Source organism: Bacillus sp. EB V-12, assembly GCF_056158125.1.
Map to the genome: position 1 here is coordinate 284,948 of NZ_JBUXJL010000002.1, position 18,197 is coordinate 303,144.

19 protein-coding genes are annotated in these 18,197 nt (G+C 36.0%); all 19 read left to right on the forward strand.

Annotated features, from left to right (window positions below; all coding sequences use genetic code 11):
• Window positions 1–322 precede the first annotated feature (322 nt).
• The 19 genes from ACZDYH_RS08075 to ACZDYH_RS08165 all read left to right on the forward strand — a co-directional run bounded on the left by ACZDYH_RS08075 (window position 323) and on the right by ACZDYH_RS08165 (window position 18,058).
• A complete protein-coding gene (locus ACZDYH_RS08075) occupies window positions 323–1,267 on the forward strand; it encodes a ring-cleaving dioxygenase (protein ID WP_086389228.1) in 945 nt (314 codons plus the stop codon).
• 42 nt (window positions 1,268–1,309) lie between these two features.
• Window positions 1,310–2,287, forward strand: a complete 978-nt coding sequence (locus tag ACZDYH_RS08080) for a ring-cleaving dioxygenase (RefSeq protein ID WP_088859426.1) — start codon at window positions 1,310–1,312, stop codon at window positions 2,285–2,287.
• Between the two features lie 240 nt (window positions 2,288–2,527).
• Entirely contained in the window at window positions 2,528–3,616 is a 1,089-nt protein-coding gene (locus tag ACZDYH_RS08085) for a response regulator aspartate phosphatase (RefSeq protein WP_290102218.1), read from the forward strand.
• Window positions 3,616–3,807, forward strand: a complete 192-nt coding sequence (locus ACZDYH_RS08090) for a hypothetical protein (RefSeq protein WP_229175409.1) — start codon at window positions 3,616–3,618, stop codon at window positions 3,805–3,807. Before ACZDYH_RS08085 ends, ACZDYH_RS08090 begins: the two co-directional genes overlap by 1 nt.
• 241 nt (window positions 3,808–4,048) lie before the next feature.
• A complete protein-coding gene (locus ACZDYH_RS08095) occupies window positions 4,049–4,921 on the forward strand; it encodes an alpha/beta fold hydrolase (RefSeq protein WP_152121445.1) in 873 nt (290 codons plus the stop codon).
• A gap of 78 nt (window positions 4,922–4,999) precedes the next feature.
• The gene (locus ACZDYH_RS08100) at window positions 5,000–5,200 is read left to right on the forward strand and encodes a sporulation YhaL family protein (protein WP_000449223.1); all 201 of its coding nucleotides are present in this window, start codon (window positions 5,000–5,002) and stop codon (window positions 5,198–5,200) included.
• A gap of 214 nt (window positions 5,201–5,414) precedes the next feature.
• Complete coding sequence (locus ACZDYH_RS08105; protein WP_000554479.1) at window positions 5,415–6,266, forward strand: DUF2935 domain-containing protein; 852 nt, start codon at window positions 5,415–5,417, stop codon at window positions 6,264–6,266.
• A 274-nt stretch (window positions 6,267–6,540) separates the two neighbouring features.
• On the forward strand, window positions 6,541–7,206 hold the full coding sequence (locus tag ACZDYH_RS08110; RefSeq protein ID WP_046392426.1) for a DUF7018 domain-containing (lipo)protein: 666 nt from the start codon (window positions 6,541–6,543) through the stop codon (window positions 7,204–7,206).
• Window positions 7,207–7,701: 495 nt separating this feature from the next.
• Window positions 7,702–8,415, forward strand: a complete 714-nt coding sequence (locus tag ACZDYH_RS08115) for a hypothetical protein (protein ID WP_434713679.1) — start codon at window positions 7,702–7,704, stop codon at window positions 8,413–8,415.
• Window position 8,416: 1 nt separating this feature from the next.
• On the forward strand, window positions 8,417–8,647 hold the full coding sequence (locus ACZDYH_RS08120) for a hypothetical protein (protein ID WP_001093032.1): 231 nt from the start codon (window positions 8,417–8,419) through the stop codon (window positions 8,645–8,647).
• A gap of 407 nt (window positions 8,648–9,054) precedes the next feature.
• Window positions 9,055–10,251 carry an oxalate decarboxylase family bicupin gene (locus ACZDYH_RS08125; protein WP_434713681.1) on the forward strand — a complete coding sequence of 399 codons (1,197 nt, stop codon included), beginning with the start codon at window positions 9,055–9,057 and terminating at the stop codon, window positions 10,249–10,251.
• A 383-nt stretch (window positions 10,252–10,634) separates the two neighbouring features.
• Complete coding sequence (locus ACZDYH_RS08130) at window positions 10,635–11,084, forward strand: helix-turn-helix domain-containing protein (RefSeq protein WP_025687725.1); 450 nt, start codon at window positions 10,635–10,637, stop codon at window positions 11,082–11,084.
• Between the two features lie 97 nt (window positions 11,085–11,181).
• Complete coding sequence (gene glpP / locus ACZDYH_RS08135; RefSeq protein ID WP_000394285.1) at window positions 11,182–11,742, forward strand: glycerol uptake operon antiterminator GlpP; 561 nt, start codon at window positions 11,182–11,184, stop codon at window positions 11,740–11,742.
• Window positions 11,743–11,970: 228 nt separating this feature from the next.
• A complete protein-coding gene (gene glpF / locus ACZDYH_RS08140; protein ID WP_001272200.1) occupies window positions 11,971–12,792 on the forward strand; it encodes a glycerol uptake facilitator protein GlpF in 822 nt (273 codons plus the stop codon).
• Between the two features lie 13 nt (window positions 12,793–12,805).
• Window positions 12,806–14,296 (forward strand): glycerol kinase GlpK, encoded by a 1,491-nt coding sequence (gene glpK / locus ACZDYH_RS08145; protein ID WP_000760009.1) that lies wholly within the window; start codon window positions 12,806–12,808, stop codon window positions 14,294–14,296.
• 133 nt (window positions 14,297–14,429) lie between these two features.
• Window positions 14,430–16,112: an aerobic glycerol-3-phosphate dehydrogenase gene (gene glpD / locus ACZDYH_RS08150; RefSeq protein WP_016122054.1), complete on the forward strand. Its 1,683-nt coding sequence runs from the start codon at window positions 14,430–14,432 to the stop codon at window positions 16,110–16,112.
• A gap of 118 nt (window positions 16,113–16,230) precedes the next feature.
• Window positions 16,231–16,563 (forward strand): PadR family transcriptional regulator, encoded by a 333-nt coding sequence (locus ACZDYH_RS08155; protein ID WP_000356630.1) that lies wholly within the window; start codon window positions 16,231–16,233, stop codon window positions 16,561–16,563.
• Window positions 16,556–17,329, forward strand: coding sequence for a permease prefix domain 1-containing protein (locus tag ACZDYH_RS08160; RefSeq protein ID WP_434713685.1), 774 nt, complete (start codon window positions 16,556–16,558; stop codon window positions 17,327–17,329). Before ACZDYH_RS08155 ends, ACZDYH_RS08160 begins: the two co-directional genes overlap by 8 nt.
• A 504-nt stretch (window positions 17,330–17,833) precedes the next feature.
• The gene (locus ACZDYH_RS08165) at window positions 17,834–18,058 is read left to right on the forward strand and encodes a hypothetical protein (protein WP_162871148.1); all 225 of its coding nucleotides are present in this window, start codon (window positions 17,834–17,836) and stop codon (window positions 18,056–18,058) included.
• Window positions 18,059–18,197: the final 139 nt, after the last annotated feature.

The window sequence follows — 18,197 nt, forward strand, 5'->3', positions numbered from 1 at the left end:
TAAGTTTTAATATGCTTAGTGAGGCTGTTTTTATAGGAAGTAAATAATATGATACAAAAAATATCTCGAATTTGAGATAAATCACTTGCTTTTTAATCACTTGAGGTGTAAAGTGATAGTAACGAAAGCGATTGAGTCATATGAAAAACATACACTCAGTTGTTTTCGATTAAAAACAAAGTAACTTATACAGTAAAAACTAAGATGAATTTACAAAAACATAATTAAGAATAAATTGAAAAGCTAAAAACCATATTAGTTGTGGGAAATGTTATTTTTTTAGTTGTCACTTGACTAGTAAAACGAAACGGAGGAATAACCAATGTATGAAATTAAAGGGCATCATCACATTTCAATGGTTACGAAAAATGCAAATGAAAATAATCACTTTTATAAAAACGTGCTTGGCTTACGTCGTGTGAAAATGACAGTAAATCAAGATGATCCGTCAATGTACCACTTATTTTATGGAGATAAAACAGGAAGTCCAGGTACGGAATTATCATTTTTTGAAATTCCATTAGTAGGAAGAACATATCGCGGTACGAATGCGATTACTCGAATTGGATTACTTGTTCCTTCAGAGGATAGCTTGCATTACTGGAAAGAACGCTTTGAAAAATTTGATGTGAAACATAGTGAAATGACAACATATGCAAATCGTCCTGCTTTGCAATTTGAGGATGCTGAAGGTCTTCGCTTAGTACTACTCGTTTCAAACGGAGAAAAAGTAGAGCACTGGGAAACTTGGGAGAAATCAGAAGTTCCTGCAAAGCATCAAATTCAAGGAATGGGTTCTGTAGAAATGACAGTGCGTAGACTTGATAAAATGGCGAGCACACTTACAGAGATGTTCGGTTATACAGAGGTTAGCCGAAATGATCAAGAAGCAATTTTCCAGTCCATTAAAGGAGAGGCTTTTGGAGAAATCGTTGTGAAATATTTAGATGGTCCTACTGAAAAACCGGGCCGAGGTAGCATTCACCATTTAGCAATTCGCGTGAAAAACGATGCAGAGCTTGCTTATTGGGAAGAACAGGTGAAACAAAGAGGCTTCCATTCTTCAGGAATCATCGACCGTTTCTATTTTAAAAGCTTATATTTCCGCGAATCAAACGGAATCCTATTTGAAATTGCGACAGATGGCCCAGGATTTACAGTTGATGGAGATGTGGAACATTTAGGAGAAAAACTTGATTTACCACCATTCTTAGAAGGTCAGCGAGCAGAAATTGAAGCGAATTTAGCACCTATTGAAGAGAAGTAATAGAAGAGAAAATAAAATTTAAAACCACTGGAGGAATATAAAATGAACCAATTAAAAGGAATTCACCACGTTACAGCAATTACAAGTAGTGCAGAAAAGAATTATGAGTTTTTCACTCACGTTTTAGGGATGCGTTTAGTTAAGAAAACAGTAAACCAAGATGACATTCAAACGTATCATCTATTCTTTGCAGATGATAAAGGTAGTGCCGGAACAGATATGACATTCTTTGACTTCCCAGGTATTCCAAAAGGAGTACACGGTACAAATGAAATTTCAAAAACTTCATTCCGTGTTCCGACTGATGCAGCGTTAGCATATTGGGTAAAACGTTTTGACCGTCTTGAAGTAGAACATACAGGAATTAAAGAGCAATTTGGTAAGAAAACTCTTTCTTTCGTTGACTTTGATGACCAACGCTATCAATTAATCTCAGATGAACTTGATAAAGGGATCGAATCAGGTACACCATGGCAAAACGGACCAGTTCCATTAGAATATGCAATTACTGGTTTAGGGCCTGTATTCATCCGTATTGCAAACTTTAATTTCTTCAAAGAAGTGTTAGAAAAAGTTTTATTATTTAAAGAGGTTGCGCAAGAAGGAGAATTCTATTTATTTGAAGTGAATAAAGGTGGAAACGGTGCATCTGTCATCGTAGAACATAATACAGTTCTTCCTGAAGCACAACAAGGTTTTGGTACAGTGCACCATGCGGCATTCCGCGTAGAAGATCGCGCTGTATTAGAAGAATGGATTGAGAGAATCAGTAGCGTAGGGCTTCCTTCATCGGGTTATGTAGATCGTCACTTCTTCGAGTCATTATACGCAAGAGTTGCACCACAAATCTTATTTGAATTTGCAACAGACGGCCCAGGATTTATGGGAGATGAGCCATACGAAACACTTGGTGAAAAATTATCTTTACCTCCATTCCTAGAGCCAAAACGTGAAGAAATTGAAAAATTAGTTCGTCCAATTGATACAGTGAGAAGTACGAAGGAATTTATTAAAGAGTAAAAATAGAGCAAGTAGTTTTAGCGGATTGCTGGAACTACTTGCTTTTTTATTTATTCTAGTAAGTTTTCTGACAATTGTTTCTCAAGTTATCAAAAAGGAAAACTTTGGTATAATTAATTTAAATATTTAATTTTCTGATAATTGTTTTTCAATGCATAGAAAAGGAGTGGTAATATACAATTTTGATAATTGTATAAAAATCCTAATTTTGTAATTTTGGAGAAAAGGGGATGCGAGTGTATGGGAGCAGATGTAGTAACGCGGGAGCAAATGAAACATTCTTTAGATGATTGGTATCGTGTAATGTTGCAGCAAAACATAGAGAAGGCCACAGAAATGAAAGAGGAGATTGAAAGTAAGATTAGTGGGTTGGATGTGGATCAGGAGGTATTGCTTTATCATGCGTTGTTGAATTTTAGATATGATGCATTAGTTGATTGGATTTCAGTTAGAGAAGATAGTTTTGATAAAGTGGAATCTTTCGAAATTCCAACAGAGGGCTTTTTAGCTTATTATTATCACTTCTTTAAAGGGTTTCATTGCACATTAATTTCAAATTATAACGAAGCGAAAGAACAGTATGAGCAAGCTGAGAAGTTATTGAAATATATTGCCGATCCGATAGAACATGCGGAGTTTAATTATCGTTATGGATATCTTTATAACCAATCATATCAACAAATGTTAGCGATTGATCAAATAAAAACAGCAAAAGAGGTTTTTTTTAAACAACCAGGTTATGAAATTAATCTTGCGTTGTGCGAAAATATGTTAGGGTTGTGTTATATTGATTTACAACAATTCGAGTTCGCTGAAGAAACGTTTAATACAGCATTGAATGTTTTCCAACAAGTTAATCATGAAAAATATATATTAATGGTTAGAAATAATTTAGGTTTATTGTACGCGAATCAAAATTTATCTGAGTTAGCTATCCGTCACTTATCAGAAGTAACAAAGAAATCTCCTAATCATTTTCGAGCACTATACTTGGAATCAGACGAATACCTAAAACTAAATGAATTAGAAAAAGCAGAGTCGTTAATAAATAAAGGGTTACGTATTTGTAATCAGTTAAAAAATCAAGAGTATCAATACCGATTCATGATTTTAAATAAAATGAATGCGACTACTGGTGAGTTTGAAAATGTTATTTTAGATGCGATTTCTTATTTTGAAAAAGAAGAATTATTTGATTGTATTCAAGAGTATACGGAACGCTTAGCAGATAAATTTTATTATGAAAAAAATCATGAAAAATCTAGCGAATATTATCATATGAGTAAAGAAGCAAGAAAAAAACAAATGATAAAAGGAGCGTTAAAATAATGAAAAAAATTGTATTAACGGTAATAGGGTTCGCATTTACTTTATCTCTAGGATTTCATGATTTTAATTCAGTTGCACTTAATAAAGGGGATGGTGGCGGAGCACCAGCAAGACCAGACTACATTAACATTGGCGACACAGGCGGAGCACCAGCAGATAATAAAGGCGACGGCGGAGTAAGCCAACTATAGTAACAAAGAAAGGGATTTCAACATGAAGTCCCTTTTTCTATTTTCAGGCCATGTAGAGAAAAGAATTGACTTACTTTAAATGTGTAACTATAATAGTTACAGAACAACCATTAGTAATAGAAATGAGTTATATTTTTTTAGTTTAATTGTAACTGTTGCGGTTACAATTAAAAAGAGAACATAAAATAACCAAAAAATGTAAAAACTTTTAAATAGCAACAAGAGAAAGGAGACGGGAACTTTGAAAAGGTTTAAGTTTTATATGATTAGCGGTATTGTGCTCGTTTTGTTAATTGTTTGTAACTTCGTTGAGAAGCCGATTGCGAAGGTTGGCGAAGTGAAAGATACTGTTATGATGAAGCTGAATACGAAAGAGAGTATGGCGCAAATTGACGGGCAGACGATTTATTTTAAGCAAATTGGTGAGGGGAAACCCCCGTTACTCATGTTGCATGGGTTTGGTGGTTCTTCTGATGGGTTTAGTGATATTTATCCGGAACTAGTGCGAGACCATACGATTATTGCGGTTGATATTTTAGGGTTTGGGCGTTCTTCTAAGCCAGTTGATTTTCAGTATTCGTTTCCTGCGCAAGTGAATTTATATTATAAGTTAATGAAGAAGCTCGGATACGATCAGTTTGCGGTGCTCGGCCATTCAATGGGCGGAGAGATGTCCCTTAATTTAGCGTATTTATATCCGGATGCAGTGACGCATCTCATCTTGGCGGATTCTACAGGGATAGAGTCTTTCCAGCAAAAAGAAAGTTATGAAGTACCACCGCTATCGACGGACTTACAAACTGTAACTGAGATTGCGAAGTATAATAAAAGTGAAGTGAAAAATAGTCGTGATGATAAAGAGCATTATGATCAGCTTACGAAAATGAGAGAGCGCCGCATTGCGATGGAAGCTGATAAAATTAAGGTACCGACTTTAATTATATGGGGACGACACGATAAAAGTGTTTCTTGGAAAAATGGTGAACTGTATCATGAGCTATTTGCGAATAGCACGTTCCACATTATTGAAAAAGGATACCACGCACCGTTTCGTCAAGAACCAATTGAGTTTATGGAATATGTACAAGCATTTTTCGCGAAGCATCCACAATAAAAATTTTAAGCATAAATCCACTTCTTTCCTCATAAAGTGAAACTAATAAGGCTTGTCTAAGGAAAGGAATGAAGTGATTTGGAAACTTTACCATGGTGGGTTTATCTTGTAATTGTCGGGATTGTACTAAGTGGCTACATGGTTTTATATACTTCGAAAAAAGAGCAAGATATGGATAATGAGTTTATCGAAAAAGAAGGCGAAGTGTATATGAAGCGCTTAGAAGAAGAGCGCGAGAAACGTAATCAGGATAGTGATAAAGATTCGGTATTGCTTTAATAGAAATTTTGAAAGGCTACCACCTAGTAGGATTTTACATCTAGGTGGTAGCTTTTTTCTTCTGGGGGAGCAGTATATGTTCATCAAGCTAAGGTTATATTAGTTTAATTTTACATGTATAAGAGAGTCATCATAAACTTTTATTGATGGCATTTATATATATTTTTCCTCATAAGAATGGAACTAGCGGGGATTTTACTGGGGGGGATTAACAATGCATAGGGATGAAACTTCATTACATCCTGATACAGGCGTTACGTCTGTAATGTTTGTTGAGCGTTCATTAAATGAAATTCGTTTTTGGTCTAGAATCATGAAGGAGCATTCTTTTTTTCTTCGATTGGGATTTAGATGTGAGGATACTCAATTAATTGAAGAGGCGAATCAATTTTATCGGTTGTTTGAACATATTGAACAAATAGCGCATTCCTATACAAATGAAACAGATCCTGAGCAAATCAAAAGGTTTAATGCAGAAGTACAACAAGCCGCAACTAATATTTGGGGATTTAAACGAAAAATTTTAGGATTAATTCTCACATGTAAATTGCCAGGACAAAATAACTTTCCACTTTTAGTTGACCATACAAGTAGGGAAGCTGATTATTTTAGAAAACGTTTAATACAATTAAATGAAGGTAAATTAGATGCTCTTCCTGATGCTATTATTAAAGAAAATGTTTTCTTTTTAAGGATTATGGCAGACCATGCTAAATTTATTGGCCATCTTCTTGATCCATCAGAAAGAAAGCTTGTAGATACAGCACGGAATTTTAGCAATGATTTTGATGAATTGATGTATCAAGCAATTGACTTAGAATCTATGAAACCACAATCCCAAACAGCTCCTCTTTTAGATCAATTTTTAGATCAAAATCGCGTGTCAGTTGCATCTCTTCGGGATTTTAAGAAAACAGCACGTGATTTAATTGAGCAATGTAAAATAAAGAGCATCATTCATCCATTATTGGCAGACCATGTTTTCCGTGAAGCTGATAGATTTCTTGAAATCATTGATATGTACGATGTTCATCTTACAAATATTCAATCACAACCTAGATATTAGAAGATAAGGAAAGATACTATTTTTTCCTTAAGCTGAGAAGTTAACAATTTATTGTTAGCTTCTTTTCTTTGCGATTAAAATTTCCTTTTAAGAACTACATAAATCCCTTTGACCAAATATGTAATTCTTTGTAAAATGATATATATGGAAAGATTATGAATATACAGGAAATCTATGGATAGTAGATTTTAATAAATTACTCGGGGGAAATTTATTAGTTAAGTATATTAACTTGTTTGCACTACATTTTACAAATAAAGGGGTATTAGTAATCATGAAAGCAAAGAAATTAGTAAGTTTGGCGTTACCAGTTATGTTATTGAGTGGTTGTATTACAATTGAAACTGATGGTAAGAAAGCTGAACCAAAGAAAGAAGAAACGCAAAAGGTAGAGAAAGAGAGTAAGGCTACTGAAAAAGAGAGTAAGTCAACTGATAGCAAGAAAGAGGATAGCTTATCTGTAGCGAAAGGTGAAGGTACAAATAGTAGTTCATCAAGTAGTCAACAAAGTTCCTCTTCAAATAATTCAACTTCTTCTAGTTCTTCAACTGGCAAGGTAACTGGTTCAGATGTTGAAAGGTACAAGGCAGAAATCATAAATAGTGCTACTCAAATTGAAAATACAATGAAATTAATTGAAGGAATAGCAGATTCAGACGTAAAATCATACAAACAAAAGAAAAGTGAAGTACAACTGAGTTTAGGTGGAGCAAAGGCAACTGCAACGAAACTGAAGAATCTACAAGCACCTCCTGAATTACAGGGAGAACAAGTGAAGATAAAGCAATCGATGGAACTGTATGCGGATTGTTTCCAACTTCTCTTTGATGCATTAGACCAAGAAGACGAGAGTAAAATGCATCAATCATTAAGTAAAGCACAAGAAGGTTCAAAACTGTTTGAAGAAGCAGCGAAGAGTATCGGTAGCAAAACCAACTAAGAGTAAATTACTTTAAGGAGTATGAGGTATGAAAGTGAAGAAACTAATAGCTGCTGCAGTTCCAGTTACATTGTTAATATCGTGATTTTATTTCAAACTCACCTGCTACTTAATATATTTTTACTACATATAGAAAAGAAACCCTAACTTCATTTTTTATAGTGAATTTAGATCAATTATGAAGTAGTAATATTGAAGAATTATAGGATCGTTTTAAAAGCATCTCATTTAGTAGAGGAAGAACCAAATGGATGCTGTTAGCTATCACAAAAAGCCAATGTGCATATGCGAATGGAAACAAAAACAGGCCATAATATAGAAAAAATCTATATTATGGCCTGTTTTTATATGTACTTTGGTTTTCTTGAGTATATGTATTTTTAGATAATCAAATAGATTAACGTAAAAATGAAAATGTAATTGATTTTTACTAGAGAGTAATTTATATTTAAATAATATAATATATAGTTTTAACATTATCAGGAGGGATGTATTATGAAAAAAAGTAAATTTCTTAATTTAACAACGGCCGCCACACTAAGTTTAAGCCTTTTATTCACAGGAGCTGTATCCGCCGCTACTGAAGAAAATTTCAGTCCAAAACAAATTAGTTTAGATAAAGTTACATCTGAAAAAATTGATATGTATCAACTAAATCAAATTCAAGATACATTTACAAAAAACACTGACAATCAGGTAACTTTTTATTGGAAAAATACACAAGGTATAGAGGAATCAATTGATCTATCTGTTCGAACAGATGCTAGAGGGAATATAACCTCCGTAAAAGAAGTCACTACACATGACAACCTAGTTGATTCTCTAGTTAAAAAGAAAAAACCAGGGAAACCAGGGAAAGGTTCGAGTCCAAAGGTACCATATAAATTAAATGGTGGAACAAATAAATCTAACTTTATTAACGAACACGCTTATAATAGACATAAATATAATCAAAAAGAAAAATCTACTTCTAGCAAAACTCAGTATGGTCGAGATGTTGACGTGAAGAAGTTAAGGGAGGAAACAATGCATAATTATGAAAATAAGTGGAGTCAAACGGATAACAAGGGTAACAGAACAACAACTTATGCTAAACAATTTGATGGTAATGTAAGCACTTCTGATTCATCAACAAGTCATCATAGGGTTATAATCAATCATTCTGACTCATCAAGAAGTACACAATTCCCATTGTACTTAAAGAACTAACATGAATACAAAAAAATTTCAAACCTATGTGGCGTTGTCAACAAAAGACTGGAGTGCTGAAACATTTGTAAGAACCTTAGAAGAGATTGTATCTTCGGCAAAAGAATATGAAAATGATTATATTGAAGTCCATCAAGTACTAGAAATGGTAGTAACAGAAGTTGAAGTTGAGTATGTAATCATTCTAAATCATACGAGAAACTTAGATGATTTGGGGAAATACCTTAAATAATAATTTTTAAATACTGTTTATAAAAAGGAATGCTGTTCTATTTGGATAGAATGGTATTCCTTTTTGTCGCTGTTAATAATATAAGGGATTTTGATATGGAATTTTAAAAAGAGAGTGTTAATATTGGCCTCTAAAAAAGGGTGTAATCAGTATGACAAAGGAAAGATTTTTGGACACTTTACGTAAAAAAAAGAAAACGCCCTCTGTTAACCTTTCTGAAACAGAGGGCGTTTTTTGCATTTTACTTAAAGTTTTTGTTGTCCATCTTCTGTTTTAAATAGTAATGGGTAGTAGACTGTTAGAGCGAAAATTGCCGAATCTATAGTAAAAGTAACCATTCAAAGCCCAATTCATACACTATGATGGAGGCTTTTTACTTCATAACCGGATGAAAAAGGAGTGTAATCATGAAGAAACGTACTGTTAATGAAGCAGGAAGGAATGTGCCACAACCAATCCGCAGCGACGGAGCAGGTGCGATTGATTCTGGACCTCGTAATGTTATGCGGGATATTCAAAATCCGAATATGCTTGTTCCGCCTATAACGGATGCAGGGTTAGTTCCTAACTTGAAGTTTTCATTCTCGGACACTTCTATGATTTTGAAACAAGGCGGGTGGTCTCGGGAGATTACTGCTCGGGAACTACCGGTTTCGACGACGATTGCCGGAGTAAATATGAGTTTAACGGCCGGTGGAGTACGAGAACTACATTGGCATAAAGAAGCGGAATGGGCGTATATGCTTTTAGGACGGGCACGCATAACGGCTGTTGATCAAAATGGACGGAATTTTATTGCTGATGTTGGACCAGGTGATCTTTGGTATTTTCCGCCTGGTATTCCGCATTCCATTCAAGGGTTGGAACATTGTGAATTTCTACTCGTTTTCGATGATGGACATTTTTCTGATTTATCTACTTTAGCTATTTCTGATTGGTTTGCGCATACGCCAAAAGAGGTGTTGTCGGCTAATTTTGGAGTACCTGAGAGTGCTTTTCGTTCTATCCCTTCAGATCAAGTTTATATTTATCAAGGAGAGGTGCCAGGTTCCCTTGAAAGTCAGGAAGTTCAATCACCGAAAGGAGAAGTTCCTTTAACATTTAAACATGAATTGTTAAAACAAAAGCCGATTAAGACGCCTGGTGGTAGCGTTCGAATTGTAGATTCCACAAATTTCCCTATTTCCAAAACAATCGCAGCAGCGCTCGTTGAGGTTGAGCCTGGTGGAATGAGAGAACTTCATTGGCACCCGAATAATGATGAATGGCAATATTATTTGACAGGGGAAGCGAGAATGACTGTGTTTCTTGGAAATGGTACCGCTCGTACATTTGATTATAGAGCTGGCGATGTCGGATATGTACCGTTTGCGACGGGGCATTATATTCAAAATACAGGTACCGAAACATTATGGTTTTTAGAGATGTTCAGAAGCAATCGTTTTGAAGATGTATCGTTAAATCAATGGATGGCACTGACTCCTAAAGAAATAGTGGAGAGTAATATACATGTTGGCCCGCAAGTAATGGATTCTCTGCGTAAGAAGAAGTGGCCTGTTGTGAAATACCCGGGGTTTTCATATAGTCCGAAAAATGATGAGTAAAAATGAAAATTTGCGTTATTCTTTCTGGAGACTGATAAGAAGGGATGGCGTATTTTTTATGCCTAATCTAGTCTTTATCCCGCTATTTGTCGGGCAGTAAGACCCACCTCAAAATTCAGCGGAATCAAAGAAGTTAGGTGGGGCGCGGGCTGTCCGTAAAAGCCCGATTAGTGAGGGCTGATTAAAGTTTCACTTTATTAGTATCCGTCCCTTGTATTATTGTTCGGGAAATTATTATTGGAGCATAGTATAGGGAAGATACATATAAAAGAGCGCCATTATAAGCTGTAACGTATAAGTTGTGCAGGAAATGCAACGATAACTCGCTTTACTCTTCATCATTTATTTGAACATAATGGGCATAGAGAGGTGATAAACACAGTATGATTTTTAGTGAGCGTTTAAAAGAAGAAAGGGAAAAAAGAAATTGGTCGCAAAATGATTTGGCTGAAAAACTTCATGTGAGCAGGCAATCTGTTTCGAAATGGGAGACGGGAAAGAACTATCCGAGCATTGAAATTATTATTCATTTAAGTGATCTGTTCGGTATTACAATTGATGAACTGCTAAGGAGTGATGAAGAATTGACGCAGAAAATAATTGAAGATAGTAAACAATTAGCATATCCAAAATGGAAGTTGTTTTTCGATAGTCTATTCACGCTTGGAGTATTTTTGTTTCTTATCAAAATCGTTGTATGGATGCTAAATAAGTTTGCAGGAGCAAGTATTACAATTGTAGCAGATGCGCCATATGTAATGAATCTTTTGCCCCTTGTATTCATGATTATAGGTGGTATAGGTTCTGATAAGTTGAAGAAAATATATAGATAAGAGAAAGATTTGAAAGAAATCCCCGACACTAGCTGTTCTTTTCACTTAAATTGTGTACTATAAAGGATAGGATGACATAAAGAAGGGGACGTATAGAATGGAATTTCATGAACAGAAAATTTTGCCGGCAGTGAGGCAAATTAAAGATTTGGAAAAGCTATTACATAGTTCGTATGAATATATCGTTATTTTAGATATTCATGTCGGCCAATTGAAGAGTGTTATATCGCTTGCGAAGCAATATTGTAAAAAGGTGTTTTTACATGTGGATTTAATTCATGGTTTGCAGAGTGATGGGCATGCGACGGAATATTTATGTCAGGAGTTTAGACCGTACGGGTTACTTTCAACAAAGGCGAGCGTTATTATGAAGGCGAAGCAAAAAGGTGTTGTGGCAATACAACGCATCTTTTTAATCGATTCGAGTGCGATGGAGAAGAGCTGCAATCTTTTAGATAAGACGAAACCGGATTATATTGAGGTACTTCCTGGAGCATTAACGGATGTTATCGCTGAAGTGAAAGAGCGTACTGGTGTACCGATTTTAGCAGGTGGTTTTATTCGTACTGTAGAAGATGTGGAAAGAGCTTTAAACGCTGGTGCGACAGCAATTACGACATCAAAACGTGAACTATGGAAACATTACCAAAAAAAGTGACGAAAATGTGAAAAAATTCTGTTGACACCGCTTTCATAAGAGGTTAACATTATAGACAAGTTAATAAACGTGACGGAGAAAAGTAGAGATCCACATTTCATTGTTTCTATATAAATTTATATAGAAGCGTGCAAAGCTGTGGGTCTTTTTCTTTTGACAAAAACGAATGGCCATTCATTTTACCTCTATCACATTTGGAAGCGTTTAAATTGATTGTGGAGGGATACTATGTCAGCATTTTTAGGAGAGTTAATAGGGACTGCGTTGTTAATCGTACTTGGTGGCGGCGTTTGTGCTGGTGTAAGTTTAAAGAAATCGTTTGCGAAAGATTCAGGTTGGATTGTTATTACAATGGGCTGGGGCTTAGCAGTAGCGGTTGCAGCGTATGCGGTTGGATCAATTAGTGGGGCACATTTGAATCCAGCTTTAACGATAGGATTAGCATTTAAGGGAGCGTTCCCATGGAGTGACGTACCAGGTTATATCGTAGCACAAATGATTGGGGCAATTATCGGGGCAGTTATCGTATATTTACATTACTTACCACACTGGAAAGAAACAGAAGATCCAGGAACAAAGTTAGGTGTATTTGCAACAGGTCCAGCAATTCCGAACACATTTGCAAACCTTTTAAGTGAAATGATTGGAACATTCGTTTTAGTATTTGGTATATTAGCAATTGGTGCAAATAAATTTGCAGATGGATTAAATCCATTTATCGTAGGTTTCTTAATTGTAAGTATTGGTTTATCATTAGGTGGGACAACAGGATACGCAATTAACCCAGCGCGTGATTTAGGTCCGCGTATTGCACACTTCTTCCTTCCGATTGCAGGAAAAGGCGGTTCAAACTGGAAGTATGCATGGATTCCAGTAGTTGGTCCAATTTTAGGTGGATCACTTGCAGGTTTATTCCATCAAGTTGTATTTGAAGGAAAACAAAATTCAGCACTTATTTATGTGATTATCGCAACTGTGATTGTACTAGCAATCTCTTATATGACAAGTAAAAAAAGCGGAAGCAATACAAATAGTAGAAAAGTAGCATAAGGGGGAAACCGATATGAAAAAATATATTCTTTCATTAGACCAAGGAACAACAAGCTCACGCGCAATTCTGTTCAATAAAAAAGGTGAAATTGTTCATTCAGCTCAAAAAGAGTTTACACAACATTTTCCAAAGCCAGGCTGGGTAGAGCATAATGCACAAGAAATTTGGGGATCTATTTTAGCAGTTATCGCAACTTGCTTAAGCGAAGCAGATGTAAAACCAGAACAAATCGCAGGTATCGGTATTACGAACCAACGTGAAACAACGGTTGTATGGGATAAAACAACTAGTAAACCAATTTACAACGCAATCGTATGGCAATCTCGCCAAACAGCTGAAATTTGTGATGAGTTAAAAGAAAAAGGTTATAGCGAAATGGTTCGCGAAAAAACAGGTCTTTTAATTGATGCATACTTCTCTGGTACGAAAGTAAAATGGATTTTAGATAACGTTGAAGGTGCAAGAGAAAAAGCAGAAAACGGCGATCTATTATTCGGAACAATTGATTCGTGGCTTGTATGGAAACTATCTGGTGGTAAAGCACACGTAACAGATTACTCAAACGCATCACGTACGTTAATGTTTAACATTCACGACTTACAGTGGGATGATGAGCTTCTAGAAATGTTAACAGTACCAAAGAGCATGCTTCCAGAAGTGCGTCCATCATCTGAAATATATGGAGAAACAATTGATTACCACTTCTTCGGCCAAAATGTACCGATTGCAGGTGTAGCTGGTGACCAACAAGCAGCATTATTTGGACAAGCTTGTTTCGGTGAAGGTATGGCGAAAAATACTTACGGAACTGGTTGTTTCATGTTAATGAACACTGGTGAAAAAGCAGTAGCTTCTGAGCACGGCCTATTAACAACAATTGCATGGGGAATAGATGGTAAAGTAAACTACGCATTAGAAGGAAGTATTTTCGTAGCAGGTTCTGCAATTCAATGGTTACGTGACGGAATGCGCATGTTTAAAGATGCAAGTGAGAGTGAAGTGTACGCAAATCGCGTTGAATCAACTGACGGTGTATACGTTGTACCAGCATTCGTTGGACTAGGAACACCTTACTGGGATAGTGAAGTACGCGGCGCTATGTTTGGTGTAACGCGCGGTACGACGAAAGAGCATTTCATTCGTGCAACGCTAGAATCTTTAGCTTACCAAACGAAAGATGTATTATGCGCAATGGAAGCAGATTCAGGTATTGAGCTGAAAACATTACGCGTTGATGGCGGAGCAGTTAAAAATAACTTCTTAATGAAGTTCCAAAGTGATATTTTAGATGTTCCTGTAGAGCGTCCAGTAATCAACGAAACAACGGCTCTAGGTGCAGCATACTTAGCTGGTCTTGCGGTTGGATATTGGAAAAACCAAGATGAAATTAAAGAACAGTGGCATATGGACAAACGCTTTGAACCAACGATGGAAGCGAAAACAAGCGAAGAGCTATATGCTGGATGGAAAAAAGCAATTGAAGCAACAAAAGCTTTCAAATAATCATAAACAGTGTTATAATGGTGACAAGTTAATAATTCGGTAGGAGATTTGGAGAGACCACAACGCGCTATAGAGGCGAAATCTATAGCGGAGTTTGTGGTCTCTTTTTTCGTTATCAAAGGGAGGAATTACCATGAAATTTTCAAGTAAACAACGTAAAGACGTATTAAACGGAGTAAATAAACAAGAGTTAGATGTGATCGTAATTGGTGGAGGTATTACTGGTTCTGGTATTGCATTAGATGGAGCAACACGCGGGTTATCAACAATTGTGTTTGAAATGCAGGACTTTGCAGCAGGTACATCAAGTCGTTCAACGAAGCTTGTACACGGTGGTCTACGTTATTTAAAACAACTTGAAGTGAAAATGGTAGCAGAGGTGGGTAAAGAGCGTGCGATCGTATATGAGAACGGTCCCCATGTAACAACACCAGAGTGGATGTTACTTCCGTTCCATACAGGCGGTACGTTCGGATCATTTAGTACATCAATTGGTCTTCGTGTATACGACTTCTTAGCAGGTGTAAAACGAAGCGAGCGCAGAAAGATGTTTAACCGTGAAGAAACGCTAAACAAAGAGCCTCTTGTAAAAAAAGAAGGATTAAAAGGCGGCGGTTACTACGTAGAATATCGTACAGACGATGCGCGTCTTACAATTGAAGTAATGAAAGAAGCAATTGAGCACGGCGCAAAAGCTGTTAACTACGCAAAAGTAGACAGTTTCTTATATAAAGATGGAAAAGTATGCGGTGTACGTGTAATCGATTTACTAGACGGTGAAGTATACGAAGTTTACGGTAAGAAAATTGTAAACGCAGCTGGTCCTTGGGTAGATACACTTCGTGAAAAAGATAACTCGAAAAAAGGAAAAGTACTTCAGTTATCAAAAGGTGTTCACTTAGTAATTGATCAAAAACGTTTCCCGTTAGGTCAAGCGATTTACTTCGATACACCAGATAAACGTATGGTGTTCGCGATTCCTCGCGGCGGAAAAACATATGTAGGTACAACAGATACGTTCTACGATAAAGACGCAGCTGTACCACAAATGACAACAGAAGATCGCACATACATCATTAATGCGATTAACTACATGTTCCCGAGCGTAAAAATTACGGAAAAAGACATCGAATCAAGCTGGGCTGGTGTACGTCCGTTAATTTATGAAGAAGGTAAGAGTGCATCTGAAATTTCTCGTAAAGATGAAATTTGGACTTCTGAATCTGGTTTAATTACAATCGCAGGTGGTAAATTAACAGGATACCGCAAAATGGCTGAAATGGTAGTAGATTACGTAACGAACTTACTACAAAAAGAAGGCCATAGTGCATATCCGAAGAGTACAACGAAACATATGCCAATCTCTGGTGGACATGTAGATGGTTCACACGGATTCCCAGCATTCGTTGCGAAAAAAGCTGGCGAAGGTACGAAATATGGTTTAACGACAGCACAAGCAGAAGAATTCGCGAAATTCTACGGCTCTAACGTTGACGTACTATTTGACTTAGCGAAAAAACATAAAGACGAAGCGAAAGAATACAACATGCCGCTAGACGTTCTAATCCCACTTGTATATGCAATGGATTACGAAATGACAGCAAAACCAGTCGACTTCTTCGTACGCCGCAGAGGCGCTGTATTCTTCAACATCCACTGGGTATACGAGTGGAAAGAAGCAGTAATTAACTACATGGCTGCGAAACTAGGCTGGAGCAAAGAAGAGCAAATGAAATACACAGCTGAATTAGAAAAAGCATTAACAGACGCTGTCATTCCTGTAGATCAACAAGAACAGGCAGCTGCGTTAGCGTAAAATAGAGAACCACCTGAAGGGGAGCCTTTAGGTGGTTCTTTTTTTTATGGAATATTCTTCTAACTATATTGTATAACGACATATGTTGTTATACGATGTATATAAGGTGGTGGTATTGTTGGACAAAGAAATCTTGAAGGGAAGTATAGATATTTTATTACTTTCTATCATTGCAAAACGTGATACATATGGATATGAAATAGCTCAAAGTTTAAAGGATGCAAGTGAAGATTTGTATAGTATGGGGCAGGGAACTTTGTATCCTGCTTTAAAGAGATTAGAGAAAAAGGAGTTTCTTGAATCTTATTGGAATGAATCTGAGAATGGGATGAAAAGGAAATTCTATACTATTACAGATAAAGGGAAAAAAGAATTGCAGAAGAAAGTGAATTCTTGGGAGAGTGTAACAGCATTAATTCAAGCTTGTCAGAAAGGAGTTATTTATGAGTGAATTTGACGAGTATATTAAGTCTATTTTAGCCTATTCAGAACTTAGTGATATTGAACAGGATGAGTTATTTCTAGAAATGTATGATCACTTGAACAGTTTGAAAGAAGAATATATGGAACAAGGTATGAATGAAAAAGAAGCGATTTATAAAGCGATTCAAAGTTTTGGAGAATCAAAAGTTATTGGCGTAGAGATTAATAAATCGGTATACGAAGTTCCTAGGCCATTAAAGGTATTATCAAAAATTTTATGTATTCCTTATATAATCATTTGTTTTATTGTCTTTTTAGGAACGTTTATTTCAACTTCTACATTTGAATCTGTTCGCAGTTTGACAGGTGGGACTGTCTATCATCCCATTGAATTTTGGCAGCAATTTTTACATATATCTGATTTAGAAACGTTATTACAACTTTTTGGAATAACACTTTGGCAAGTTAAAGATTTTATTGCACATCCAGGTCCTTGGGGAAACTCAACTTATTGGTTAAGCGTTTTACAACATATAATATTAGTAGTTCCATTCGGATTTTTCGTTCCAGTGCTCATTAATAAAGTGACTAATTATAAGAAAGCTCGTAAGTGGTATGTTATGACCTTTCTTGTTTGGGAGATATTACATTTACTAACTTTGTCTGATGTTTTTGATGTGTGGCGGATTGCTATAAATATGCTCGGTGCGTCGGTAGGATATCTTTTATTTATAAGCATGATACAAATAGATAATAAATTTAGGATAATGCGCAAGAACATATTTGAAAATTAACTTGCTATTCTGTAGTTTAAATTATACAAATTTAGTTTGATGGTAATAGAGTATCGCTGAAAACATAGGTGCTATGTAGTGAGGGGATTTTTTATATTCGTAATAGGCGTTGTTCCTTGTTTATTCATCCTGTTATGAAGCGGGTACATAATCCGTCTTTATTGGTGCTATAAATGATGAGAGCGGCACAGCTGAACTAGAAAAAGTCTAGAACAACAAGAACAGGCAGCTGCGTTAGCGTAAGATAGAGAACCACCTGAAGGGGGAGCCTTTAGGTGGTTTTTTCTCTTGACTAAAAATAAATAAAATGTGTTACAATGATGATAGAGTATTTAGTGTGAATTTTGCATAAAATAAAAAAGACAGAAGCCTGAGAAACTTCTGCCTTGTGTAACCTAACTTGCTATTGTGGTGGTAGTAGGTGCGGTTATAAGACAATTACATTAACGTTTTAGCCGAGAACCGCCCTTACCTTTTCCACGAAGCAGGGTGGTTCTCGCTTTTTTGTATACAGAAATTAGCCACGGACCGACGTATCTTCTACCGATGACAACGCCAGCTCCGGTTAGGATACCATACACTAATTTAATTACAAACATCGCGATTATATTATCACCTCCCCCTTTTTTCAAAATGGAAGAGATGATTGCCACACCTACTAGTTATAGCTTATTAAGTTACGTATTCATTGTATTATGTTTTAAAATAGGGAACAAGATATATGGATGAAAATTCCTGTTTTTAAGCAGAACATTAGTGTCAGGGGACAAGAAGTAAATAAATATTCATAAAAAAACGGTATGGACATTACCATCCGTATTTTTTTATGTATTTATAAAACTTTTCCATACAGTGCGTCGTCTAATAT